A 25,449-nucleotide genomic window follows, 5' to 3' on the forward strand; every position below is an offset into this window, starting at 1 on the left:
TTTCAATACCATGCGCTAGTTAATATTTGTTTAATAAACATTCAGTATGATCCTGGGTATGCACTGCTCGCAGTGAATTAACCTAATCCAGTGGAGTACTGACGTGAGTTTACCTCCTGTAACCCGAAAAGCGACATTAAAGGTAATTGCCAAGGCCAAAAAGGCGGGTATTAACCTGAATAAACTAGTTCCTGCTGTTTTTTTAGAGGAATCAGACAGCTCAAAGTCTGAGCCTGCAAAGGCTGGGCTTCAGGATTTACAAGGGTTGTTTGCGCTCACGTCTCAAAAGATGAAAGATAAAGAGCGGTACTATGTTGAAGCGCTGATTGCAGCCCACTTAAAAGACATGGAGAAAGCGTTACAAGTCAATAAAATTGCAGAAAAGAAAAAGTCCAATTGGTTTAACAAGCTCAAACTCATTCTTTTGGTTGTTGCGGGCACCGTCTTTTTTGGTTGTGAAGGTTTCGATGGCATCACCGCTTTATTGGGTATTTTTAATCTGCCTACGGTGGGTATTTTTGTCGCCGGTACAGTCTTTTCAGTTCTGTCCATTCTGGTTTTTTATGCGTTTGACTTAGTCGAGATCTCCCATAATCTGGGTGTGAATTTGAAAAGCGCGCCGAAGATGGTTGATCTCTACATCAAAGAACTTGAGTCCATTAAGGCACTGCGTATAAAAATTAATTCAGAATGGCGCAAGAAGCAAGCCTCTGAGGAACTTGAAGAATACATACAGTTGATCGAGGCTTTAAAGGCACATCGGGAAGAAATTTTAAAAGACGCAGAAACGTTGAAAAAGTCATTGGAGAGGCCGGTCCTTAAAGCCGCCAAATTGGTGACAGCGGCAATCACCGGGGTCATTTTTTTCAGCGGTGGTTTTTTTGCGGGCCAAACAGTGGCTTTAGCCATTGCCGGCGCTATTGGAGCCAGCGTTTCCGCCACGTTCTGGCCTATTATTTTAGTCAGTGTGGGCGTTGGTCTGGCAGCACTTGCCGTCTACTGGTTTGTCGAGCGTCCCGGTATTGAAAACCTCATTGGTCGAATGATTGGACTTGATAAAGAAAAAATTGATAAGTTAACTGATAAATCAGAGAATCACGATGAAAATCTGGAAATGCAGAGCCTGCTTGATAACATCAACCATCAAAAAAATCAATTAACAGTTGTTTCACGTACTCAAGAGGAACTTGATAAAGAAAAGAGTGCTCAAGTAGGCGCAAATGAAACCATTGGCAGACTAAAAAAAGACGTGGAGCATTTCCGTACCCACAACAATGAATTGGTTATCGACAACGAACGTCTGGGAAAAAATCTGACTCAGGCAAGCGAAGAAATGCAGAAAGTCATTTTTGAAAAAGAAAAGGCAACCGATGCAGCAGTTGATAGGGGAAACCAGCTTAAAGAGGCTCAGGAAAAATTAAAGGAAATGGAGGAAACCAAAAAGCTGCTCGAAAAAACGAGACAAGAAAATCTAAGATTACAGTCCGCTTTGGAAAAGGAAACACAGCGTGTTAATGAATTAGGTAACGCGTTGGGTCTTGAAAAGAAAGCAAAAGGCAAGCTTGAACAAAAAGTGTCACAGTTGGAATTGGCTCTTTTAAGACCGGATGCCGAACCAATTCGTGTTCCGGTAGAAAAACCCACTAATGTCTTATCGGCAGAATCAGTCGAGTTGGCCGATGAGAAGAAAAAACCAAATCCACTGGATGAGAAAAAAGAATCACCTTTAGTGGCGCTAAGCCTGTTTCCTACTGCCCAGACCAAACCCGCTTTATCCGCTGCCGTGGTCAATGCCACTTATACCCGTGAACAAGCCAGCAACAACCAGGTGTTCACCTAACAGCACTCGGAACTCATTAAATGAGGCGAGTTAGTCACCACCTGCCGGATACCATGGCCTATGGTGGCCAGGTTAAGCGGCAGGTAAACCAATAGGGAGTGGCCTTTGCGGTACTCGGGATTGATGCTGTGATAATAATCTGTCAATTCATTCTGCTCAACAAGCGGCAACTCGGGATCAAGGACCGCCAATTGATTGGTGATTACCATGGGATGATGGTCGGCTGATTGCCAGTGATTGCATGCCTTGAGCTTGTTTACCAATTGAAGAATCGACCCGGGAACAGGTTTTTGCGGTCGCGGATAGTATATCTCGCTCATGGTCGACAAAAACTGGTACTTGGTTGGTGTATTGACATTGGAGAAAAACACCAGTTCCTGCTCAGGGTGACTCAATTTGTACTTCATGGCCTGAATGAGTCCGATTTTGGCCGCACTGTAACAAATATTCAGCCGTTGATCATGGTAAGTCCCGCCTAGAAAAACAATGTAGTCTCTGGCATCCATGCAAAACAGTTGCCGGTAAACGCGCATAAAGCCGATTATACGATCATGATGCCCATAAAAAACAGCCAAATCACCTGGCTTGCCGGCTCCTAAAACAGCATTATTGAACTGCATGGCATCCGGAATCAGGTAATGCTTGCGGGTGAATCGTTCCAGATTTTGAACAAGCAGCGAAGGCAATGCTTCTCCCTGCTCCGTACTGAACAAGTCAGTCCGTAGAATAGCTCCCGTGTCCATTTTCCCTCCCTGGAAAAAGACATAAAGGATTTACTATAGTAATGCCTCTTCAAAAAAGTCAAACGCCGAGTATTTTTTTTACGAAAGGGACAGTAATTCGTCTTTGTGCGGCCAACGATGCTTCATCGAGTTTATCCAGGATGCGTTGTAATTCATGCATGTTACGTCCGCAGCGATTAATCAAAAAAAGCGCAACGCTGCTGTTTAAGTGAAATCCCCGCTTCTCGGCCTGTTGTTGCAAAGCGCTGATTTTCAATTCATCATTTAATTCCCTAAGCTGCAGCACCAATCCCCAGGCAAGGCGTGAACGCAAATCGGGCAATTGAATGGGGGACGATGCTGGAGGGTGCTGTCCGCTGATTAATAGCGTTGCTTCCGTTCGATCGCGAACCTGATTGTAAAGATGAAACAAGGCTTCTTCCCAGGCCGCATCCCCGGCTATCGCATCAATATTATCCAAGGCGATTAAATCATGGTCTGCCATGCCTTCAATACTGGCTGGCCCCCATTCTTTTAAGACATCCAATGGAAGATAGATAGCCTGAGAATGCAATTGACAACAGGCTTGCAGCAAATGGGATTTACCGCATCCCTTCGCTCCCCAGAGGTAGAGAAAGCGTTCCCCTTTGCCGTTTAACATGGCTTCAATCTGCTGCCTGATTAAACGGTTTTCCTCACCCCAGCAAAAGGTTGTTAAATTGGCTTGGTGATTTAATTGAATGGCTAAGGCTAACTGCTGATTATTCATTGAGGCGAACGGTTGGCAATACAGGCTTTCCTACTCCAGGTCCAGACATAATGAATGTAAGTGGCTGTTGTAGTTATGGCAGTCAGGATGATTAAGGTCTGAATTAAATAATCAGTAATGGGAAAAAAAGCCAGCTCGAAAAGACAAACAGTAACCAATGCCAGCTGTAAAGTGGTGTTGATTTTACTGAGTCCGGTAGGCTCAAAATCCAACTGACGCTGCACAAACAAATACCAGGCCAAGACGCCCATCGAAATAGTGAAATCCCGTAAAAAAACCAGAATAACCAACCACCAGGGCAGTTGCCCAATCAAGGCTAAGGAAATAAAGCTGGAGGCAATTAATAGTTTATCCGCCAGTGGATCAATGAACGAGCCCAAAAGGCTCTGCCAGCTGAAATGCCTCGCCAGCCAGCCGTCAAAGCCATCGGTAAATCCGGCAAGCATGAACACGTAAAAGGCTATCGGGTAATTTTTACGATAAAGATAAACCAAAAAAGGAATAATCAATATCAGCCGTAATACGGTCAATGCATTAGGAATATGTTTTAGTATCGGGTGAGACACAATAATTTATTGACCTTTTGTTTTTGGCCAGCAAAAGCAAGGCTGCGCCTTGCTGCCACGATTCTATTATCGCCCTCAAGTTTATACAATCCTGCCGCGACTGTCACCTTGTTGCGAAGGTGATTTGTTAGGCGAAAGACCGGAGCCTGTTATTAAACTGCAAATCCCAATCAAGCTCATCAGGCACATAAACGGCACAACACGCTGAATACTGAGCAGGCTGCTGATTAAACTGAATAGCGCGGAACACGCAAACTGACAGAACAGGGTCAATGCCAGTGCGGTGGCCATGTGCCGCGGAAAAGGACGTACCGACGCGGCGGTGCTCGATGCGACGATAAAACCTGTGCCGAAATAATACACCATCATGGGTAAAATGAAGAGAAATCCGAGGCTGGCATCCATCCATGAAAAGAAAACCATCAGCAAGGCGCTGGCAGCAAAAAAACGCACGCCCAGCATCACCAGTTGGGCGCTACTGAAATAACGGATAAGCCAGCCGCAAGCCCCTGTTCCCAGCAAGTGCATGATGGCCATGAGTGTTTTAATGGTGCCATACTGGCTGACGCTCAATCCCCCGCCCTGGATTAAAATAAAGGACGCGCTGGTATTAAATGCCGATTCGCCGGCCATCATAAAAGCCGATACAAGCAGGTAACGCACAAACAGGGCGTTGTGAAAAACCAGGTTAATTGTTTGCCGCAACGTCAAAGCACCGCTTGGTGCAGTGTGGGTTTCGTCGATGCGGGCAGTAAGGCATAACAACAATAATCCATAAGCGGCCATGATGAGCATGGCAGTCTGCCAGGGCCAATACTGATGGATACGCCCGCCTATAAAAGGCAGAAAGCAGATAAACAAACCGGCTAACGAAAATAAAAAAGCAAATTGCCGGGTAGCTTTTTGTTCATCATGGGTGTCATTCACCATCGCCCGACCCATGAGCAAGGTGGCGCCTACCGCAACGCCCTGAATAAAACGGCACGAAAGGAAAAAAAGCGCGGAATGACTGAATGAACAAAGCCAGTTACTGAGGGTGTAAAGTAATAGGCCTGAGATAAAGATAGGCTTACGGCCAAAGCGCTCTGACAGTTGGCTCCATAATAGCATGCTGACCGCTTTACCGGCTAAAAAAAAACTGATGGTTAATTGGGCGACCCGTGGGGACACGTTAAAAAAAGCAGCCAGTTGCGGCAATGCCGGGGTTATAAAATGGATGCTCATATTGCCCAGGAACCAGGTCAATAAAATCATGATCCAGGCTGATTTTCTCATCATGGCACCTCAACAGCGGACTGGAGTGGAGATCGGTGCGGCAGCAGCACGGCCGAGGCAATCAAGGCCATCACGGCATAAAGCGCGGCAACCACTAAAAACAATTGCGCAAGGGACATAAACCCAGCCAGATACCCACCAAGGCAAAGACCCGTTAAATTACCGAGTTTGGCTAACGAGTTGGCCACGCCCAGGGCATAGCCCTGTTGTGGATGCCTGTCACTGATTAGGGTAAACAAGGCAGGTAAAAGTGCTGCAAGCACCACGCCCCAAAGAAGACGCAGACTAATCAGGCTGAACCGGTTAATAAACAAACCCTGTGCCAGCAGGGTGAGTGCACCCAATAAGGAAAAGCCTAATAAATAATATTTAATCCGTTCCGGGTGTAGACGGCATTGATCAAATTGCCGCCCGCACCACTCCGAAACCAGAAGCATTGACACGGCAGGGAGAGAATAAAGCAGGCCGATGAACACGGCATCCGCGTTAAGCAAGCGGGCAATCGCCACCGAAAAGACGGGATCAGTTAAACATTTGGCCATTTGAGTCAATAGAATCAATAGACCAATGACGCTGGTAAAAAGTCTTAAGGAGATGAACGGCGCGCCTTTTTTCAGGGGGAAATTGACCTGTTGGCAGCCTGAGTCCGGCAACTGCTTTTGCATGACCAGTGCCGTCATCAGACTGAGCAGCAAGGCAGTACTGTAGAGACCGCGATAACCGGTGTACGTCAGGCATAAACCGCCAACAAGGCCTGCGATGGTGGTGGCGACGGCTTTGGCGGATTGCAGACGCGCCAATTGCCGGCTTTTACGGTGCCAGTCGCAGAGGGATAGGGCATAGGTCTGCATGGCGACAATGAATCCCGCAAAGCCGCCTTGAATAACACGGACAATGAGGATGGCTGAAGCCGAATTGGCAGCAAGCATCAAACCCTGACAGAAAACCAGGGCCCAGGCCGCCCGCATTAACATCCGTTTGTATCCCCAGCGATCCGCCAGCCGACCCCACAAAGGCCCCATGATAATGTTGGCTACCATGGGCAGTGCCAGAGCCAAGGTGCTGTAAATAACGGCGGCTTTAAGGGAACTGGATTGGCTTGCAACCAGCAGGGGAAGAAACGGGTTTGTCATTTCCATCGCAAGCAGCATAACGAACTGGCTTACGAGAAGGATCCATTCTAAACGCTTGCTCATGAGAATGAACTCAATGGGTTGGCGACAAAGGTAAACAAGTCATCCTGGTTTCCTTGCAGCCGCATGGATAACAGGCTTTTATGTGGCCATGGCCTGACTAGAATTTTTTGATAATACCAATCAGCAAGAGCAGCTGAAACCGTGGGAGCCAGTTCGGCGAACAAACGCTTTAATTCGGTACTTGCCTGGTGCCATAATTCACAGGCTGCAACCTGACCCTGTTGATGAAGAACCGCGATCACATGGGCCAGATTGCTTTGCAGATTGCCATGGATGAATTTATCGCACACCACGTCAAGCTGAGGGCTGGCTAAGGTTGAGTCGGGATGCAAACGGGGTTTGGCGACGTGGTCGTAAACCGGGTGGGTGGCCAGGCGGATTCCCCCAAGGTCACGTATAACCAGGGCTGAAGGCAGGTGATCGTCAAAACGGATTAAGGTATTTTGCTGGTGGCTTTCCATGGCAATGCCGTAGTGCATCATCAGATGCAGTTGGCCGGCAAGCACCAGGCGGCAGTAAACAGTAAAATACTCACGCAGCGACAGACCACTGGCTTCAATGATTTCAAGCAGCAAAGGATGGGATTCTGCAGGTGATTTGGTCAGAAGTGCGGCAAGCGGGATTAAGCGTTGTGTTTCATGCTGCACAAAAGCAACCGGGTTTTCCCGCAGCAGTAGCGCGGTCTGATTTCGTTGATGGGAGGGGATAGCGGCATGATTGACATTGATTCCAGCGAGGTCACCGGCTAAAAAAAGTGTCCCTCGATAGTCATCGTGTCTCTGCAGTAGTTCCTTAATCCAGGAGGATAAGACAGGGCCGTTGTCCACCGAAGCCGGAGAAACGGTTCGCAGCGCCGAGGTGGTGTGCACCGCGGCTGCCAACTTTAAATGGCCGCTTTTGTCGCCTTGCGTCATCATGGTGCGAAAAGACATGGAAGGGCGCGTGAGTTGATGATAAGGAATTAAAAGTAATTCTTTATTATCGAGTAGGGTAGCACACAGGCTCTGAATTTTATTACGCCATTGCCAGGGATGGATGGGCAATGGGTAATAGTCTTCTGGATTCATCTGATTAAAGCAGAGATTATCCCGCCAGCGTTGATATTCATGGGGAAACTGACGTTGCAGCAGGGACTGATAATCCATGCGGCCATGGCTTACGTAAGCCCGATCGCGCCGTAACGCGCCCCAATGGATGGCCACCCGGGCATTGAATTCTGGCGAATATTGCATGACTTCGCGACGGTTAAATCCGATTTTACAACGAAAATTGGGATGATGAGGATGGCCTGAGCACCCCCATTGCTCCAGCAGCTCCATGCTCTCTTGTGTGCCACGTTGATTTAGCCAGTTCCAGAACGTTTGGCCATGGAGCTGCCTTTTTAAATCGGCCTGCCAGCGTTGACGATAGGCTAAGGCCAGTGCTTCATTGGCGATGCTTTCATTGAGTTCCTGACGCAAGGTCTGCCAGTGATAAAAGGCGCTGGCCGGGTGAGTCTGTTTCATTCTGTCTTTCAATAAATCAAGCCAATCATGAACATGATGGCTTGGAGGGGCTAAAACCAGTTGTTCCAGGTTAGCCGCCTGTTTAAGACGCTGCAGGCAGTCACGGTGAGCGACCGTGATGTAATGATCCACGGCGCTTTGCGGAAGGCCGATGCCTACCTCAAATAACAGGAAGCGTAATTGATGACTTAAATCATGAAAATTACCGTATGCAAGTGCCATAGTCTGAATTCCATCAACAAAGATGGATTAAATATAAATGATAATCATTCTCATTTTCAAGAGAGATTTCATGGTATCGGAACTATTCTCCTCGCATTCCTCGCGAAGTACGAGGAATGTCACCAGAGGGGACTTACGCAGCCTATCCACGGGGGACTGTGTAAAGGTCCTCCTCTCTGGAGAAGGGGTTAGGAAAGAGTCCTGCGAGGCTGCGTTCAATCGTCCTTTTTGCGGTAAATCACAGCCGTATTGCCAATGACCTGAATGAGTTCGGCCTGCAAGGCGTCACAGAGATCGTGAATCATGACTTCACGATCTTCCTTTTCAGCGCCATTAATTTTTACTTTAATCAGTTCATGCGCATCAAGGGCGTGGCTGGTTTCTTCAATAACGGGAGGGGTCAACCCCTTGGCACCAATCAAGATGACGGGTTTTAAATGATGGGCTTTGGCTTTTAGGGCCTGTTTAAACGCAGAGTTCACTCGGGGATCCTGAGAAAATAAATGGCGAATTATTGCACGTTTTGCTGGGAAAAGGTAGTAAATTTAAGTATGATAGGCTGAGTTTTCCATTTCATTTTTCAGTATGCCACGTTCCAAAAGCAGTAAGCGATGGTTGCAAGAACATTTTGATGACGTTTATGTCAAAAAAGCGCAATCAGAAGGGTATCGAAGCCGCGCTGTCTATAAATTGAAGGAAGTGGATGTTAAAGAACATCTGCTCCGCCCGGGCATGACGGTGGTTGACCTGGGTGCCGCCCCGGGCGGCTGGACTCAATACGTCAGCCAAAAACTTGAGGGCCATGGACGTATTGTTGCCCTGGATATTCTACCCATGGATGCCTTGCCTGATGTCGATTTCATCCAGGGTGATTTCCGTGAAGATGACGTGCTGCATCAATTAACGAATTTAATCCCTGAACGCAGTGTGGACTTGCTTTTATCCGATATGGCCCCAAATATGAGCGGTACGGCCGCTGTCGATATTCCGCGGGCGATGTATCTTGCGGAATTAGCCTTTGATTTTGCCGACAAGACCTTTAAGCCGGGTGGTTCAATGCTGATAAAAATATTTCATGGTGCCGGGTTTGATGAGTTGATTAAACAGGCCCGCACCCGATTTGAAAAAGTAGTTATTCGTAAACCAATGGCCTCACGTTCTCGCTCGCGAGAAACCTATTTGCTGGCGAAGGGCTATAATTTATAGTAACTTTATCGTTCTAACGACGTAGAAATACGTACAATTGAGGTTAATACTTTGAACGACATGGTAAAAAATCTGATTCTGTGGCTAATTGTTGCTATTGTACTGGTTTCAGTGTTCAGCAATTTTGGGCCACGGCACGCTGACACTCAAAAATTATCCTACAGCCAGTTCCTTAAAGAAGTGGAACAGGGTAACGTCAATTCAGTGACCATTGAAGACAGTAAAGTCATCAAGGGCATGACTAAAAAGAACCAACGTTTTGTAACCTACATGCCACTACAGGATGATGCCCTGCTCGGTGAATTATTGAAAGGCAAGGTGGATGTCAGCGGCCAGGAAAAACCACAGGAAAGTTTCCTGGTTCATGTGTTTATTAACTGGTTCCCGATGTTTTTGCTGATTGGGGTCTGGTTCTTTTTTATGCGACAAATGCAAGGTGGCGGCGGTCGAGGGGCCATGTCGTTTGGACGTTCGCGCGCGCGCCTGCTGGGTGAAGATCAGGTTAAAGTGACGTTTGCCGATGTTGCGGGGGTGGATGAGGCCAAAGAAGAAGTGAAGGAATTAGTTGATTTCTTAAGGGACCCAACCAAGTTTCAGAATCTGGGCGGTCGTATCCCTCGCGGCGTATTGCTGGTTGGTCCCCCGGGAACGGGTAAAACCCTGTTGGCCAAGGCTGTTGCCGGTGAAGCCAAAGTGCCCTTTTTTACCATTTCAGGTTCTGATTTCGTGGAAATGTTTGTGGGTGTGGGGGCTTCCCGTGTACGTGATATGTTTGAACAGGCGAAGAAACACGCACCCTGTATTATCTTTATTGACGAGATTGATGCGGTCGGTCGCCATCGCGGTGCAGGACTTGGCGGTGGCCATGACGAACGGGAGCAAACCTTGAACCAGCTGCTGGTGGAAATGGATGGCTTCGAGGGGAATGAAGGAGTGATTGTGGTTTCTGCCACCAACCGCCCTGACGTGCTTGATCCAGCCCTGCTTCGACCTGGTCGTTTTGATAGACAGGTTGTCGTTCCTTTACCTGATATACGCGGACGCGAACAGATCCTCAAAGTGCATCTGCAAAAAGTTCCGTTGGAAAAGCATGTGGAGATCCTGCCTATCGCTCGCGGTACGCCGGGCTTCTCCGGAGCCGACTTAGCCAATCTGGTTAACGAGGCCGCCTTGTTTGCAGCTCGCGCCAATAAACGCAAAGTCAGCCTGGTTGAACTGGACAAAGCCAAAGACAAAATCATGATGGGTGCCGAGCGGCGTTCCATGGTGATGGATGAAAACGAGAAAAAACTGACGGCTTATCACGAGGCCGGTCATGCGATTGTCGGGCTGTCCGTGCCTGAGCATGATCCCGTTTACAAAGTAACCATTATCCCTCGCGGACGTGCATTGGGTGTGACCATGTTTCTGCCTGAGCAGGATCGCTACAGCCACAGCAAGCGGCGTCTGGAAAGTCAGTTATCCAGCTTGTTTGGTGGTCGAATTGCCGAGGAGCTTATTTTTGGTGCTGAAAGCGTAACGACCGGCGCATCGAACGACATCATGAGGGCCACAGAAATTGCCCGTAAGATGGTGACCAGTTGGGGCTTGTCTGACTTGGGTCCTTTAACCTTCGGCGAAGAAGAAGGGGAAGTCTTCCTGGGGCGCAGCGTCAGCCAGCGTAAAGAAGTATCCGACAAAACCGCCGAGCACATTGACGAAGAAGTAAGAAAAATCATTGACAGAAACTACGAGCGTGCCAGAAGCATACTGGTTGCGGCCATGGATAAATTGCACGTCATGGCGGAGGCCTTGATCAAATATGAAACGATAGATACCCATCAGATCAGTGAAATCATGGCAGGCAAGGAGCCTACCCCTCCTGAAGACTGGGATGAAACCAAACGCATAGAAAAAAACTCCCCTGAAACCGGTGAATCCAATAAACCCATTAATGGAAAAACGGTTGATCATCCTGCGGGAGAACATTAACCGGAAGTAACCTTAAAGCGCCTTTAGTCCGCTTTAAGGTTACCCGCTCTGTTCATTACCATCCCCCTATCCTGAGAGAAACGTGAATAACAGCGAGTTTTTAAATTGGCTTACTCATTATGCCAGGACCTATTCTATCCCTGTTTCTGCCAAGCCCCTCCTGATGGGGGTGTTGAATATTACCCCGGATTCCTTTGCCGACGGCGGGCGTTACCTCAATCCGGACGCTGCATTGCAACAAGCCTTGGTCATGAAGGATGCCGGTGCGGATTTGATTGATTTAGGCGGCGAGTCTTCGCAACCGGGTGCCCGTGCGGTGTCAATCCAGGAACAGTTGGATCGCGTGCTTCCCGTAATAGAAAAGATACGTCAGGAAAGCGATATTTGCCTATCGATTGATACCACTAAGGCAGAGGTTATGCGGGCGGCTGTTGCGGCAGGTGCCAATTTGATTAATGATATAAAAGCGCTTTCCGAGGAAGGCGCTATGGCGGCGGCAGCAGAGTTAAATGTTCCAGTGTGTTTGATGCACATGAAGGGCATACCGGAAACCATGCAGGAAAATCCCTACTATAGTAAAGATGTAGTGGATGAAATCAATGATTTCTTCATTGACCGCATTGAACGATGCATCCAGGCGGGTATTGCTCCGCAGCACCTTATTCTTGATCCAGGATTTGGTTTCGGTAAGTCTGTTCAGCATAACTTGTGGCTTACAAAACATATTCAGCGTTTTCAACGGCATGGATTGCCGCTGTTGCTGGGCGCTTCGCGTAAAAGTACGCTAGGGGCGGTATTGAATAAAGCGGTAGAGGATCGGCTGATTGGCAGTATTGCTGTGGCAGTTTTTGCCGGATTGCAGGGAGTGGCAATCATCAGAACCCACGATGTGGATGAAACCAATCAGGCCTTGTCGATGATTGACGCTATTGTACAGGCAGAGAATGAGTGAGGTAATAAGGATGAATCAACGAAAATACTTTGGTACAGATGGAATTCGGGGACGGGTTGGATTGTCCAGTGTCAATCCTGAGTTCATCCTGAAATTGGGATGGGCTTTAGGCCGGGTGTTGGGTAATGAACAGCGTAAAAAAGTCATCATCGGCAAAGACACGCGGGTATCTGGGTACATGCTTGAATCCGCGCTTGAAGCCGGGTTGGCGGCGGCGGGTGTCGATGTGGCCCTGTTGGGGCCGATGCCTACGCCCGGAATTGCTTACCTTACCCAAACACTAAGGGCCAATGCTGGCATTGTTATCAGTGCGTCTCATAATCTTTTTGAGGACAACGGCATTAAATTTTTCTCTTCAGACGGCAGTAAATTTGAAGATGCCATGGAGCTTGCCATTGAGACAGAAATAGAAAAACCCTTACAAACTGCAGAGGCGCGGCATTTGGGAAAAGCACGACGCATCAACGATGCGGCTGGCCGTTACATTGAGTTCTGCAAATCCAGCATTCCTTCCATGACGCGCTTGTCGGGAATTAAACTGGTTGTTGATTGTGCCAATGGCGCTACCTACCACATTGCCCCGAATGTGTTCAGTGAGCTTGGGGCTGAAGTGATTGCCATCGGAGATGAGCCGGATGGTTTTAATATCAATGCCCATTGCGGTTCCACGTCGCCCGAAATATTACGCCAGCGTGTCCTGCAATCGCGCGCTGACCTGGGCATTGCTTTGGATGGTGATGGCGATCGTTGCATCATGGTGGATGCCGAGGGCAATGTCGTTGATGGGGATCAAATCATTTATATCATTGCCCGGGAACGGCATCAGCGCGGTATGCTGCAAGGGGGCGTGGTAGGTACGCAGATGAGTAATTTTGGATTGCAGAAGGCCCTTGAAACCATGGGGATTCCGTTTCTGCGTGCCAAGGTTGGCGACCGCTATGTACTGGAAGCATTGAAAGAAAAGGATTGGAAAATTGGCGGCGAGCCTTCAGGGCACATTGTTTGCCTGGATAAAACCACGACAGGCGATGGTATCATTGCGTCCTTGCAGGTTTTAGCCTGTATGGTGAAGCAGGATAAATCGCTAAAAGAGCTCACGGAAGGCATTCAGTTGTTACCGCAAACCCTGATTAACATTAAGACCAGCGATGCCTCTGAATTGGCCAGCCATCCAAACATTACTCATTTGGTTGATAATGTCAGCCGCCAGTTGAATAACAATGGGCGCGTGCTGTTGCGCCCATCAGGGACTGAACCTTTGCTTCGGGTGATGGTGGAAGGCATCGATGAACAGGAAGTCGCACGTCACGCGCAGTGGCTGCGCGATGAAATTGTATCCTTTGAAAAGGGCACGCATAAAAATCAACCGTTGCCCTAAGCGGGGCAGCTGATTAATTCCTGGCGGGTGGCTTGCAGCAGCTGTGACGAACAAGTCGGTACAAAGAAAAAGCGATGCCGATGGTCATTCGCCCTGGGTGAAATCATCCTAAGCAGCTGGGTTATAAACTGAGCAAGCGTCTCCACGATCTTCAAAAAACCGCGATGCCTTTGCAGGCTTTCATAACGGGGGTCGACCAGGCATTCCGTTATGTCCTGGAGGTCTTCTCTTTTCTCATTCGCCTCCGCGACATGGGCCAACTGATGCAGATTGATGGTTGCCTGCTCCAGTAATTTAGCTTCTCGCGGATGCTTATTCTGCAGTCCGGCCTGATGGGCATACAGGTTGTCAAGTCGCGTTTTTAAGGCGGGTAATTTGACCTCGTCGGGCTTTGTATCCATCACCGGTACCGGAGGCTTTAGCTTAAGCAAGAGCGCGCAGTCTTTATCCGGGTTTGGGGTGAGGGTTTGATACGCCAGAAGTACGGCGTGTGGGGTTGTCGGATGAGGGTATTCCAATTCAAAATGAATATCCCTTAACAGCTGAGCGGCCTGATAATAACGCTTTTTGTCATTGGCCTGGGAGCGCAGAGCGATATACAGGTTTTGGTACCAGTGAATCAACCCCTGATCCAGACCCTGAAGCAGCGGCAGAATGTTCTGGTGCATCACATCCAGTTTATGATGGTACTCAATCTCCTGTTTAAGCGGCAAAGGATGATTCTCAATAGCATCTTCGACTGTGTCCTTAACCGGCTCAGGCAATAAGATTTTCAGTTGCTTCAGATTCAGTTCGAGCGCTGTCTCCAGCTGGCTCTGTTCAAGGGTCAACTCATGGGGTAGCGGCAGGCGCTCTAACTCCTCCCGCAATTCTTTTTGCCGACGCTTTAACTTAATAACCCGTAAATTAAGGTTCATTGTGTGGGTGTCTGACAAGGTTACCTGCTGCATTCGAGCTAAATAATCTTTACACTGACTAATTTGCCCAATCAGCTCCTCAATACGAACTTTCCGGGCCGGGGTTTTCTCCGTCAACTCTTTAATTTGCGTCGGCGTTAACTGAAGTTCATTGCCATGGATAATGTTATTGTGAGTGCGCAGGCGGGTGTTTTCCGAAAGTAAATCGCATAGCTCCTGGACCAGTTTCAAGCCCTTGCCGAGTAGACCTATGTTGCCTGATGCGGCGAGACTGAGCCTGTCAAGCGCCTGCTTTAATTCGAGGCTGCTGCTGTTCTCGCTGGAATAGGACGGCTCATACGATTGGATAAGCTGAATGATAGTCCGATTGAGAGAATCGGGTGCAGACTCAGACTGCCCTTCCTTAGGGGCTTCAGGTAGCATCGTTTGCGCATCGTCCCTTCTTTTGCTGAGTGATTCAATGGCTGCTTGCAGTTTGTACCGTTTGAGTAAAAGCGAAAGGTAGGAATAATGCTGCTCCATGCTCTGGACATTCTGGGCATAGTTCTTATTATTTAACCAGTTCATCCAGGCTAATGGATTTAAACTGGACGTACTGATGACTTGTTGCCAACCTTTTATGTAGAGCAGGTTCTCCTTGTCCGGTGCTTGATCAAACAAATAGGCAAGATCCCGTTTTACGTCAGCGGGAAGAGTGAATTGCTCAATGTCTTTATCCAGCATTTTGAGCGTTTGTTGTGATGCTTCAAGTTCGTCGCTTAACTGTTTGATGGTATTTGAAAGTTCCTGATGGGATAGCGATTCCTTTAAACGCTGCGAGTAGCGGGTAAATTCATGAAGATACCGTTCATGCCCGATAATCTGACCCTGGATATTCTCCAGCTCGCTCCTCAGAAGGCGTATGTCATTGTACGAGATCAGTGTGATATTGAGCTCTTTTAACTGCCGCTGAATGTCGCTGATTCTCAACCAGTTCCTATTAAGAATGAGTTTGAGATCGTTAAATTTAATGTTATTCAATTCCCTGGTGAGGGTTTCTTCAAGTCCTGAGATCAATACCTCGCGTTCGCGAAGACCGGTATACATTGGCAGAGCCAGTATGGGGTCTTTCTGGTATTGCAGTTTGGCATAGATTTCATAGAGTTGCTGATAAGGTTCTTCCAGCTGGCTTTTTGTCTTGCGACTTTCCAGATTATGGGACTTGAGGTTGTCCCTAATCAGCCTGATTTCCCTCTGGTTCTGCTTTTTCTCGTCATTGATCGCAGCGATTGCTGCCTGCTTGTCCGCATTGCCTTTCCAGCGTTGCAGCAAGTCCCTGAAGTCATGAAGAAACAGCCATAATGCCTTGACTTCCTCAGGTGGGCTGCTCTCTGCATTGAATAAATGATCATAATGGATCAATAGGTTATAGAACGAAAGGAAGTTCTTCGGTGATGAGGTAAGAAGTTGAGCTGCCAGGGCTCTGAGTTCCTCTTTCATGCGATTCTCCTCAATACAAATAAGTCAATCCCTGAGTACAGCCTGGACTGAAAAGAAGCTCAATTTCTATAATTAACGGAGCAATTCATAAAAATCAAGCAAAATACTAGGATTTCGAACAACATTGAGGTATATTGCCCCGGTTATTAACTGGAGTGGCAATGAGGAAAAAAATTGTAGCCGGGAACTGGAAGATGAATGGTACAGTCACCACCATTACCCAGCTGCTTAAAGACCTCATTCAGCAACTGCCTGTATTAAGCCACAGCATGGATTGTGCGGTGATTCCGCCTGCCATTTATTTGCCTCTGGTGCAGGAACTTCTGCAGGGCAGTGGCATTGGCTGGGGCGCGCAGAATGTTTATCCAGCGAATGCGGGTGCTTATACAGGTGAACTTTCCAGCCCAATGCTTAGCGATTACCAATGCCGGTATGTGTTGGTAGGTCATTCGGAAAGAAGACATCTTTTCGGTGAAAGCGAAAAATTTGTTGCTGATAAATACCACCATGTAAAAGATCATGGTATGATACCCATTCTTTGCGTGGGCGAGACGCTAGAAGAGCGCCAGCAAGGAAAAACAAAAGACGTATTAACTCGTCAGCTTTTAGCCATAGCTAAAAAAAGCTCGGCCTGTTTTGACAATGCGGTCATCGCTTATGAACCCGTGTGGGCAATAGGCACTGGTCAGACAGCAAGCCCTGAGCAAGCTCAGGAAATGCATGGGTTTATTAGAGAATTAGTGAGTGAATTCAGCAAGGAAGACGCTGCTGCATTACCGCTGCTTTATGGCGGAAGTGTGAATGGAAAAAATGCAGCCTCGTTGTTTTCCATGCCGGATGTCGACGGTGGTTTAATTGGTGGTGCATCCCTTAATGCACAACAGTTTGTGGAAATTGTTAAATGTATCAATTAATTTTAATCATTCATGTGCTGGTCGCCATGGTCCTGATTGGACTGGTGTTGATACAGCATGGAAAGGGCGCCGATATTGGTGCTGCGTTTGGTTCAGGCGCATCAAATACCGTTTTCGGCAGCCAGGGTACCGGAGGATTTCTGTTCAAATTGACCGGCGGTTTGGCGTTGACATTTTTTGTGACAAGTTTGTTCCTGTCCTACATGGTATCCACGCAATACCAAAAGGCAGAACAACAAGCCATTCCTCAACCAATCAGCGCGCCAAATAGTGCGATTCCGGTGCCGGTTGATAGCAGTAAAAACGGAAAAGAATAACTAAATATGCCGAAGTGGTGGAATTGGTAGACACGCCGTCTTGAGGGGGCGGTGGCGTAAGCCGTGCCGGTTCGAGTCCGGCCTTCGGCACCATTTATCCGAGCGATATGAATGATGCTATCACAATACTTACCAATATTTGTTTTTATTATCATAGCCTTGGCTTTAGGCATTGCTATGATTACTGCCGCGTCATTGTTTTCCAAACATCAACCGAATTCTGCTAAAAACGCGCCCTATGAGTGCGGTTTTAATGCGTTTGAAAGTTCCCACATTCCTTTCGATGTTCGATTTTATCTGGTTGCTATACTCTTTATTATCTTTGATCTGGAAACTGCTTTTTTCTTCCCCTGGGCCCTGGTATTGCGTGAGATAGGCTGGTTTGGTTTCTCAGCAATGATGATCTTTCTCGGCCTGCTGATCATTGGCTTTATCTACGAATGGAAGCGGGGCGCTCTTGAATGGGAATGATTATTTTTTATTCATCCCGGGTTGAGGCCTGCGGCAACGTGTTATTAAACCAAGGTATATTATTTTAGAGGCTTGCTATGGCTGTTGCAGAATTGCAAAAAACGGGCTTTGTCACAACCTCCGTTGAGAAGCTGGTGGGTTGGGCGCGCAGCGGTTCAATGTGGCCGATGACGTTTGGCCTGGCCTGTTGCGCAGTAGAAATGATGCATGTGGGCGCTGCCCGCTATGATTTGGACCGCTTTGGGATTCTTTTCAGACCCAGTCCCCGGCAATCCGATGTCATGGTTGTTGCCGGTACCTTGTGCAACAAGATGGCGCCTGCCCTCCGTAAGGTCTATGACCAAATGCCTGAGCCCCGCTGGGTCATTTCCATGGGTTCATGTGCCAACGGCGGGGGGTATTACCATTATTCCTATTCGGTCGTGCGGGGTTGTGATCGCATTGTACCGGTTGATGTATATGTACCGGGCTGTCCGCCAACGGCTGAAGCGCTTCTTTACGGCATTATCCAGTTACAGAATAAAATCAGGCGTAAACCTGTAATAGAAGCATAAACGAGCACAGGTATCTATCGATGACTAAACTGACTAGCTTGGCCGAAAAAATAAACACCGAATTGGCCCATTTGATTGACTCCGTCGATGTGGCAACGCATGAGATTACGATTGAGTGCAAACCTTCTCACATAAAGCAGGTCTTGGAGCATTTGAAGGTACATGAGCATTTTGCATTCGATCAGCTGATGGATGTTTGTGCCGTGGATTACCTCGATTACGGTTCCTATGACTGGGAAACGGAAGCTGCTACTGAAAGCGGTTTTTCTCGTGGCGTGGAGGCGCATGAAGCCAGAGCCTTTGTCTTTGATAAGCCTCGCTTTGCAGTAGTTTATCACCTGCTCTCAACAGTCAAAAATCAACGCGTTCGTGTAAAAGTATTTCTTGATGAGCATAATCTGGTTATTCCATCGGTCCATGAGCTATGGAAATCAGCCAACTGGTTTGAGCGTGAGGCTTACGATTTATTCGGTATTCTATTCTCCGGTCATCCTGATCTGAGACGGCTGCTGACGGATTACGGGTTCATCGGACACCCGTTCCGCAAGGACTTCCCTTTGATTGGTGAGGTTGAAATGCGTTACGACGCACGCCAACAAAAAGTCGTGTATGAACCGGTCAGTATAGAGCCCCGAATCCTGGTCCCCAAGGTAATACGCAATGACAACCGTTATCTTGATAACCATGGAGTGAGCCATGATTGAACTAAAAAATTATACGCTTAACTTTGGCCCCCAGCATCCTGCGGCCCATGGTGTATTGCGTCTGGTTCTTGAACTTGAGGGTGAAACCATTGTCCGTGCAGATCCACACATTGGGTTGTTGCACCGTGCGACTGAAAAATTAGCCGAGTCAAAACCCTACCTGCAAAACATTGGTTACATGGACAGGCTTGATTACGTGTCCATGATGTGTAATGAGCATGCCTATGTGCTTGCTATTGAAAAATTGCTGGGCATTGAAGCGCCGGTGCGTGCTCAATACATCCGTACCTTATTTGATGAAGTAACACGGGTTCTTAACCATTTGCTCTGGTTAGGTGCCAGTGCCCTGGATATTGGTGCCATGACAGTCTTTTTGTACTGTTTCCGTGAGCGGGAAGATTTGTTTGATTGTTACGAAGCGGTGTCCGGTGCCCGTATGCACGCCAAGTACTACCGGCCTGGCGGAGTCGCTCGTGATCTTCCTGACAGTATGCCACAATACAAAGCCTCGCGCTGGCACACGGAGCGGGAAGTGGAAAAAATGAACGAAAATCGTCAGGGAAGCCTCCTTGATTTTCTATGGGCTTTTACTGAGCGTTTTCCAAAGTGCGTTGATGAATACGAAACATTATTAACCGATAACCGAATCTGGAAACAACGCACGGTAGACATCGGTGTGGTTTCCCCTGAACAGGCCCTGCAATGGGGGTTCAGTGGCCCCATGCTGCGTGCCTCCGGTATAGCCTGGGATTTGCGTAAAAAACAGCCTTATGCTGCTTATGATCAGGTCGATTTCGATATCCCGGTCGGCAAAACCGGTGACTGTTACGATCGTTACCTGGTGCGGGTTGAGGAATTGAGGCAATCCAACCGCATCATGCGCCAATGCATCGAATGGCTACGCAAAAATCCGGGTCCCGTTCGACTGGAGGATCACAAGATCACACCGCCGCGACGAGTTGAAATGAAACATGACATGGAAGCGCTGATTCATCACTTTAAGCTGTACACGGAAGGCTTCTCTTTGCCGCGGGGTGAGGTTTACAGCACAGTGGAGGCACCCAAAGGCGAATTTGGTATTTATTTGGTTTCTGATGGCGCGAATAAACCTTACCGATTGAAAATTCGGGCGCCTGGTTTTGCCCATTTAGCGGGATATGATGAAATGGTCAGAGGCCATATGCTGGCTGATGGAGTAGCAATTCTTGCCAGTCAGGATATTGTTTTCGGTGAAATCGATCGGTAACACGACGCTATCGGATTAAACGTTTTTTAAGGTTAGAAGCATGTCTGAGCATTCAGCTAAAATACTTTGTCAACTGATATCAGCAGAGCGGATCAGTGAAATCAATGCATGGATAGCAAAATATCCAGCGGATCAAAAACAATCCGCCGTCATGAGTGCCCTGCGCATCGTTCAGGAGGAACACGGGTATTTGTCGCCGGAATTAATGGACGCGGTTGCCGATTATCTGGAGATGCCAGCCATTGCCGTTTATGAAGTTGCCACCTTTTACACCATGTATGAGCACAAGCCCATCGGGCGTCATTTGGTTAATGTGTGTACTAATATTTCCTGTAAATTGATGGGTTCGTCGGAAGTGGTTAACTACCTGAAGTCCAAATTGGGCATTCAGCTTGGTGAAACAACGGCTGATGGGCGCTTCACCCTTCGCTCGGTCGAGTGCCTCGGTGCCTGTGTTAATGCACCGATGATGCAGGTCAATAAAGAGTATCACGAGAATTTAAATCCTGAAAAAATTGATCACGTGTTGGAACAGTATCAATGAACGATAGAGGTGATTGCCATGGTTGAATTAAATCAAGTCTGTTACCGAACATTCCATCTGCAAGAGCCTTGGACATTAAAATCATATCTAAGCGTGGGTGGGTATAGTGCGTGGCGACGTATTCTGAGCGAAAAAATCCCACCTCAGCAAATCATTGAGGAATTAAAAACGTCAGCCTTGCGCGGACGCGGCGGTGCGGGTTTCCCGACTGGCCTTAAGTGGAGCTTCATGAACCGTAATGCCCCTGTACAAAAGTATGTGGTGTGCAACTCGGATGAAGGAGAGCCCGGCACATGCAAAGACAGGGAAATTTTGACCAATAACCCCCATCAATTGATAGAAGGAATGGCGATTGCGGGTTACGTCATGGGCGCTACGGTAGGCTACAACTACATCCGCGGTGAATTCTGGCTGCCTTTTGAGCGAACAGAACAAGCGTTGAAAGAGGCTTATGCCGAGGGACTGCTGGGTAAAAACATCCTGGGCAGCGGCGTTGATTTTGATTTATACAATCATCTGGGGGCCGGCGCTTACATTTGCGGAGAAGAAACTGCTTTGCTCAATTCGCTGGAGGGGAAAAAGGGTATGCCGCGTTTCAAACCCCCATTTCCAGCCAATTACGGCCTCTACGGCAAACCCACAACCATCAATAACACGGAAACCTTTGCTTCCGTTCCCCCCATTCTGGAAAAAGGCGGTGAATGGTTCCTAAAACTCGGTAAGCCTAACAATGGCGGAACGAAGTGTTTCAGTGTCAGCGGTCATGTCAACAAGCCGGGAAATTTTGAAATTCCGCTGGGAACCCCCTTTAAAACGCTGCTGGACTTGGCAGGTGGGGTACGTAATGGCAATAAAATCAAGGCGGTTATTCCTGGCGGTTCGTCCATGCGTGTCCTCCCTGGGGATGTCATGATGGGGCTGGATATGGATTATGACAGCATTCAAAAGGCAGGGTCCGGTTTAGGTTCGGGCGCGGTGATTATTATGGACGAAACCACCTGTATGGTGGATGCACTCTACCGCATTTCTGAATTTTATATGGACGAGTCCTGTGGCCAATGCACCCCTTGTCGTGAAGGCACCGGCTGGATGGTTCGTTTAATCCACCGCATTCGAGAGGGGCACGGCGAGCCAGGTGACATTGACAAACTGGTTAATGTGGCCAACAAAATTGATGGCCGCACCATTTGTGCATTAGGAGAAGCGGCTGCCTGGCCAGTGCAGAGCTTCGTAAAACATTTCTATCATGAGTTTGAGTATTTTATTAAGCATAAACGCTCGATCGTCGCAGCATAATTGAGAAGGTTTAGACAATGGCTACCATTGAAATCGACGGGAAAACATTTGAAGTTGAAAATGGCAAAATGATCATTGAAGTGGCTGATGAAGCGGGGATTTATATTCCGCGATTCTGCTACCACAAGAAATTATCTGTTGCCGCCAATTGCCGTATGTGCCTGGTTGAGGTAGAAAACGGTCGAAAACCTGTTCCCGCGTGTGCGACACCGATCACGAACGGCATGAAAGTGTTTACCAAATCCGAAGAAGCGATTCGTTCGCAGGAAGCGGTAATGGAGTTCCTGCTAATCAATCATCCTCTCGATTGCCCCATTTGTGATCAGGGTGGAGAGTGTGAGTTACAGGATATTTCCATGGGATTTGGCCATGACAGTTCCGAATACGAGGAAACCAAGCGCTCCGTTGAAGACGATAATCTGGGGCCTTTGATCGCGACAGAGATGACACGCTGCATCCATTGCACACGCTGCGTTCGATTTGGTGAGGAAGTAGCCGGACTGCGTGAGCTTGGTGCGACCGGACGCGGTGAAAAGATGCAAATAGGCACCTACGTACAACACAGCATTCAGTCGGAAGTGTCAGGTAATATCATTGATTTGTGCCCGGTAGGCGCTTTAACGTCCAAGCCCTATCGCTTTACAGCCAGGGCCTGGGAATTAACACAGCATGACAGTTTGGCCCCTCATGATTGCCTGGGTTCCAATGTGTACCTGCATGTTCGTCGTAACCAGGTCATGCGCGCTGTCCCTAAAGAAAATGAAGCGATTAATGAAACCTGGCTTTCTGACCGCGATCGATTCAGCTATTTGGGACTTAAAAGCGAAATGCGTGCAGGCCACCCGATGATAAAGACCCAGGGTCAATGGCAGACAGTGGATTGGGAAACCGCACTGAAATTTGTAGCCGAGGGGATGAGTCGAGTGATTAAACAGCATGGCCCTGAGCAGTTTGCTGCCTTTGCTTCGCCCTCCTCCAGTCTTGAGGAATTCTATTTATTGCAAAAATTAATGCGGGAACTGGGGGTTAATAACCTCGATTACCGTTTAAGACAAGTTGATTTCCGCGATCAGGATGGCTTGCCTGCCGTCTGGGAGAATCAATTAAGCCTGGCGGACATTGATCATCAACAGGCAATCCTGTTGTTGGGTTGCAATATTCATCGCGAGGTTCCACTCGCAGGCCTTCGAGTTCGTAAGGCCTTTCGAAATGGCGCTAAATTGTTTGCGATTAACCCCGTAGACTATGACTATCACTTCGATGTTCGGGCGAAAGCCATTGTCTCACCCCAGGAAATGCCCATGCAGCTGGCAAAACTGGTTGCGGCCATGGCCACCGATGTCCAGAAATTGCCTGAAGCGGTACAACGCTTAATTGTGGGGCTCGAGGTTGATGACGTTTCTCGTGCCATGGCGGCTGAGTTGTGCCAAAGCAAGGCGGCCATCATTATGGGTGCGCTTTGCGAAAATCATCCTGATGCGGCTTTGCTGCGCACGATGGTGCATGTGCTTGAAACCATCAGCGGCCTGCGTGTACTGCGATTAACCTCAGGCGCTAACGCAGCCGGTGCAGAGCTGGCGGGCATGCTTCCTCATCGAACCACGGCAGGCAAAACCGTGTCTCAACCCGGTCTTGATGTGCAATCAGCGCTTGATGCCAAATTAAAAGGCTATTTCCTGCTGGGCGTTGAGCCTGGATTTGATTTTGCCAATCCCTTTAATGCCAGACAATCAATGCTGGCTGCGGAATTCGTGGTCATGGTCTCTGCTTTTCAACATGAATCGATGTTTGATTATGCGGATGTGATTCTGCCCATGGCTCCTTATGCGGAAACCTCTGGAACCTACATTAATGTTGAAAACCGTTGGCAAAGCGTGAAGGGTGCCTGCAGTCCTTTCGAAGAAGCGCGCCCAGCCTGGAAAATATTGAGGGTATTGGGTAATCTGCTGCATTGTCAAAATTTTGCTTATGTCTCCAGCGATGAAATCCTGGCCGAGGTGAAATCCATTGTTGACATGACATCCGGAGTGAAATACCAACCCTACTTTCCCGAGTCGTTGCCGTCCTATCATCAGCAGCTGGTCAGGGTAGGTGAGTGGCCCCTGTATCGTTGTGATGCCATTGTGCGCAGCACCCAGGCTCTGCAACATTGTGCGGCGGCGGAGTCCGCTTGTATCCGTGTTCATCCCGATACGGCAAATAGATTGAAATTAGATGAGGTTGCTACTGTATCTCAAGGAGATATTGAGATAACATTGCCGCTCAAACGAGACGAGCGAATAGCACCCGATGTTGTATGGGTAGCCAATGCAATGCCTGAAACAGTTGACCTCGGGCATTCTTTTGCTGCAATCACTATTAAGCGCTAACAGGTAAGATTATGCTACATGATATAGGCATTTTGCTGTGGATTATTATAAAAATATTAATCATTGTCGTGCCCCTGCTGATCGCTGTCGCTTATCTGACCTATGCTGAACGCAAAGTTATTGGTTACATTCAGGTACGGATCGGTCCTAACCGTGTGGGTTTTAGAGGGCTGCTACAGCCTTTTGCTGATTTAATTAAGTTAATCACCAAAGAAATCATTATCCCAACGAAATCGAACAAGTACCTGTTCGTTATTGCACCATTGTTTGCATTGGCCCCTTCTTTGGTGGGTTGGGCTGTTATTCCCTTCTCGGAAGGCATGGTCTTAGCCGACATTAATGCCGGCGTGCTTTACCTGTTTGCCATGAGTTCTCTGGGAGTTTATGGTGTTCTTATCGCCGGCTGGGCTTCGAATTCCAAGTACGCCATGTTTGGCGCCTTACGAAGCACCGCACAGACGGTGTCTTACGAAATTGCCATGGGTTTTGCTCTGGTTGGGGTGCTGTTAGCGGCCGGCAGCATGAATCTGAGCGAAATAGTCCAATCTCAACGCGGAGGACTTTGGCACTGGTGGTTTTTGCCGCTGTTGCCTTTGTTTGTAACCTGCTGGATTGCCGGTATTGCGGAAACCAATCGCGCGCCATTTGATTTGGCGGAAGGGGAGTCAGAGATTGTTGCTGGATTCCATGTCGAGTATTCAGGGATTGGATTTGCCCTGTTCTTCCTTTCGGAATACGCCAGCATGATTCTTATTTCCACCATGTTGTCCATTCTGTTTCTGGGCGGCTGGTTATCACCGTTTGAGGGCATTCCAGTTCTTAACAGCATTTTCTTTGTTGTTCCCGGTTTTGTCTGGCTGCTTTTAAAAATCTCTTTTTTCCTATTTGTTTATTTGTGGATTCGCGCCACTTTCCCTCGCTATCGCTATGATCAGTTAATGCGCCTGGGTTGGAAAGTTTTAATCCCGGTGACCATAGTCTGGGTGATTGTTACCGCCTTGATGGTGATAACTCATCTGAAGCCATGGTTTTAACG

23 protein-coding genes and 1 tRNA gene are annotated in these 25,449 nt (G+C 48.1%); 16 read left to right on the forward strand and 8 right to left on the reverse strand.

The window, feature by feature from the left end:
* Positions 1 to 103: 103 nt before the first annotated feature.
* Positions 104 to 1,840, forward strand: a complete 1,737-nt coding sequence (locus tag GH742_RS01520; RefSeq protein ID WP_203455854.1) for a hypothetical protein — start codon at positions 104 to 106, stop codon at positions 1,838 to 1,840.
* Here the strand turns inward: GH742_RS01520 and GH742_RS01525 are convergent.
* From GH742_RS01525 to yhbY, 7 genes are all read right to left on the reverse strand, one after another.
* Positions 1,837 to 2,583 carry a hypothetical protein gene (locus GH742_RS01525; RefSeq protein ID WP_203455855.1) on the reverse strand — a complete coding sequence of 249 codons (747 nt, stop codon included), beginning with the start codon at positions 2,581 to 2,583 and terminating at the stop codon, positions 1,837 to 1,839. The genes GH742_RS01520 and GH742_RS01525 overlap by 4 nt on opposite strands.
* A 58-nt stretch (positions 2,584 to 2,641) precedes the next feature.
* Positions 2,642 to 3,331, reverse strand: coding sequence for a DnaA regulatory inactivator Hda (gene hda, locus GH742_RS01530; RefSeq protein ID WP_203455856.1), 690 nt, complete (start codon positions 3,329 to 3,331; stop codon positions 2,642 to 2,644).
* Positions 3,328 to 3,897: a CDP-alcohol phosphatidyltransferase family protein gene (locus GH742_RS01535; protein WP_239005245.1), complete on the reverse strand. Its 570-nt coding sequence runs from the start codon at positions 3,895 to 3,897 to the stop codon at positions 3,328 to 3,330. Before GH742_RS01535 ends, hda begins: the two co-directional genes overlap by 4 nt.
* Positions 3,898 to 3,978: 81 nt before the next feature.
* Entirely contained in the window at positions 3,979 to 5,175 is a 1,197-nt protein-coding gene (locus GH742_RS01540) for an MFS transporter (RefSeq protein ID WP_304607784.1), read from the reverse strand.
* On the reverse strand, positions 5,172 to 6,368 hold the full coding sequence (locus tag GH742_RS01545) for an MFS transporter (protein WP_203455857.1): 1,197 nt from the start codon (positions 6,366 to 6,368) through the stop codon (positions 5,172 to 5,174). Before GH742_RS01545 ends, GH742_RS01540 begins: the two co-directional genes overlap by 4 nt.
* Complete coding sequence (locus GH742_RS01550) at positions 6,365 to 8,095, reverse strand: IucA/IucC family siderophore biosynthesis protein (protein WP_203455858.1); 1,731 nt, start codon at positions 8,093 to 8,095, stop codon at positions 6,365 to 6,367. The genes GH742_RS01545 and GH742_RS01550 overlap by 4 nt, the downstream gene beginning before the upstream one ends.
* Positions 8,096 to 8,310: 215 nt before the next feature.
* The gene (yhbY, locus tag GH742_RS01555) at positions 8,311 to 8,577 is read right to left on the reverse strand and encodes a ribosome assembly RNA-binding protein YhbY (protein ID WP_203455859.1); all 267 of its coding nucleotides are present in this window, start codon (positions 8,575 to 8,577) and stop codon (positions 8,311 to 8,313) included.
* Between the two features lie 103 nt (positions 8,578 to 8,680).
* Between yhbY and rlmE the strand changes: the two genes are divergently transcribed.
* The 4 genes from rlmE to glmM all read left to right on the forward strand — a co-directional run bounded on the left by rlmE (position 8,681) and on the right by glmM (position 13,602).
* Positions 8,681 to 9,301: a 23S rRNA (uridine(2552)-2'-O)-methyltransferase RlmE gene (gene rlmE / locus GH742_RS01560; RefSeq protein WP_203455860.1), complete on the forward strand. Its 621-nt coding sequence runs from the start codon at positions 8,681 to 8,683 to the stop codon at positions 9,299 to 9,301.
* Positions 9,302 to 9,361: 60 nt separating this feature from the next.
* A complete protein-coding gene (ftsH, locus tag GH742_RS01565) occupies positions 9,362 to 11,272 on the forward strand; it encodes an ATP-dependent zinc metalloprotease FtsH (RefSeq protein WP_203455861.1) in 1,911 nt (636 codons plus the stop codon).
* An 82-nt stretch (positions 11,273 to 11,354) separates the two neighbouring features.
* Entirely contained in the window at positions 11,355 to 12,224 is an 870-nt protein-coding gene (gene folP, locus GH742_RS01570; RefSeq protein WP_239005246.1) for a dihydropteroate synthase, read from the forward strand.
* A gap of 10 nt (positions 12,225 to 12,234) precedes the next feature.
* On the forward strand, positions 12,235 to 13,602 hold the full coding sequence (gene glmM / locus GH742_RS01575) for a phosphoglucosamine mutase (RefSeq protein WP_203455862.1): 1,368 nt from the start codon (positions 12,235 to 12,237) through the stop codon (positions 13,600 to 13,602).
* Here the strand turns inward: glmM and GH742_RS01580 are convergent.
* A complete protein-coding gene (locus GH742_RS01580; protein ID WP_203455863.1) occupies positions 13,599 to 15,998 on the reverse strand; it encodes a hypothetical protein in 2,400 nt (799 codons plus the stop codon). The genes glmM and GH742_RS01580 overlap by 4 nt on opposite strands.
* Positions 15,999 to 16,159: 161 nt before the next feature.
* Between GH742_RS01580 and tpiA the strand changes: the two genes are divergently transcribed.
* The 11 genes from tpiA (at position 16,160) to nuoH (ending at position 25,447) form a co-directional block, all read left to right on the forward strand.
* Positions 16,160 to 16,912, forward strand: coding sequence for a triose-phosphate isomerase (gene tpiA / locus GH742_RS01585; protein ID WP_203455864.1), 753 nt, complete (start codon positions 16,160 to 16,162; stop codon positions 16,910 to 16,912).
* Positions 16,900 to 17,229 (forward strand): preprotein translocase subunit SecG, encoded by a 330-nt coding sequence (gene secG / locus GH742_RS01590; RefSeq protein ID WP_203455865.1) that lies wholly within the window; start codon positions 16,900 to 16,902, stop codon positions 17,227 to 17,229. The genes tpiA and secG overlap by 13 nt, the downstream gene beginning before the upstream one ends.
* 8 nt (positions 17,230 to 17,237) lie before the next feature.
* Positions 17,238 to 17,322 (forward strand) — tRNA-Leu (locus GH742_RS01595).
* Between the two features lie 21 nt (positions 17,323 to 17,343).
* Positions 17,344 to 17,700, forward strand: coding sequence for an NADH-quinone oxidoreductase subunit A (locus GH742_RS01600; protein ID WP_203456810.1), 357 nt, complete (start codon positions 17,344 to 17,346; stop codon positions 17,698 to 17,700).
* Positions 17,701 to 17,777: 77 nt separating this feature from the next.
* The gene (locus tag GH742_RS01605; protein ID WP_203455866.1) at positions 17,778 to 18,254 is read left to right on the forward strand and encodes an NADH-quinone oxidoreductase subunit B family protein; all 477 of its coding nucleotides are present in this window, start codon (positions 17,778 to 17,780) and stop codon (positions 18,252 to 18,254) included.
* A gap of 20 nt (positions 18,255 to 18,274) precedes the next feature.
* Complete coding sequence (locus tag GH742_RS01610) at positions 18,275 to 18,958, forward strand: NADH-quinone oxidoreductase subunit C (protein WP_203455867.1); 684 nt, start codon at positions 18,275 to 18,277, stop codon at positions 18,956 to 18,958.
* On the forward strand, positions 18,951 to 20,204 hold the full coding sequence (locus GH742_RS01615; RefSeq protein WP_203455868.1) for an NADH-quinone oxidoreductase subunit D: 1,254 nt from the start codon (positions 18,951 to 18,953) through the stop codon (positions 20,202 to 20,204). Before GH742_RS01610 ends, GH742_RS01615 begins: the two co-directional genes overlap by 8 nt.
* 40 nt (positions 20,205 to 20,244) lie before the next feature.
* A complete protein-coding gene (gene nuoE / locus GH742_RS01620; RefSeq protein ID WP_203455869.1) occupies positions 20,245 to 20,748 on the forward strand; it encodes an NADH-quinone oxidoreductase subunit NuoE in 504 nt (167 codons plus the stop codon).
* 18 nt (positions 20,749 to 20,766) lie between these two features.
* A complete protein-coding gene (gene nuoF / locus GH742_RS01625) occupies positions 20,767 to 22,044 on the forward strand; it encodes an NADH-quinone oxidoreductase subunit NuoF (RefSeq protein WP_203455870.1) in 1,278 nt (425 codons plus the stop codon).
* A gap of 17 nt (positions 22,045 to 22,061) precedes the next feature.
* Positions 22,062 to 24,413 carry an NADH-quinone oxidoreductase subunit NuoG gene (gene nuoG / locus GH742_RS01630; protein ID WP_203455871.1) on the forward strand — a complete coding sequence of 784 codons (2,352 nt, stop codon included), beginning with the start codon at positions 22,062 to 22,064 and terminating at the stop codon, positions 24,411 to 24,413.
* 11 nt (positions 24,414 to 24,424) lie between these two features.
* A complete protein-coding gene (nuoH, locus tag GH742_RS01635) occupies positions 24,425 to 25,447 on the forward strand; it encodes an NADH-quinone oxidoreductase subunit NuoH (protein ID WP_203455872.1) in 1,023 nt (340 codons plus the stop codon).
* Positions 25,448 to 25,449: the final 2 nt, after the last annotated feature.

It is taken from the genome of Legionella sp. MW5194 (assembly GCF_016864235.1).
GTDB lineage: Bacteria > Pseudomonadota > Gammaproteobacteria > Legionellales > Legionellaceae > Legionella_C.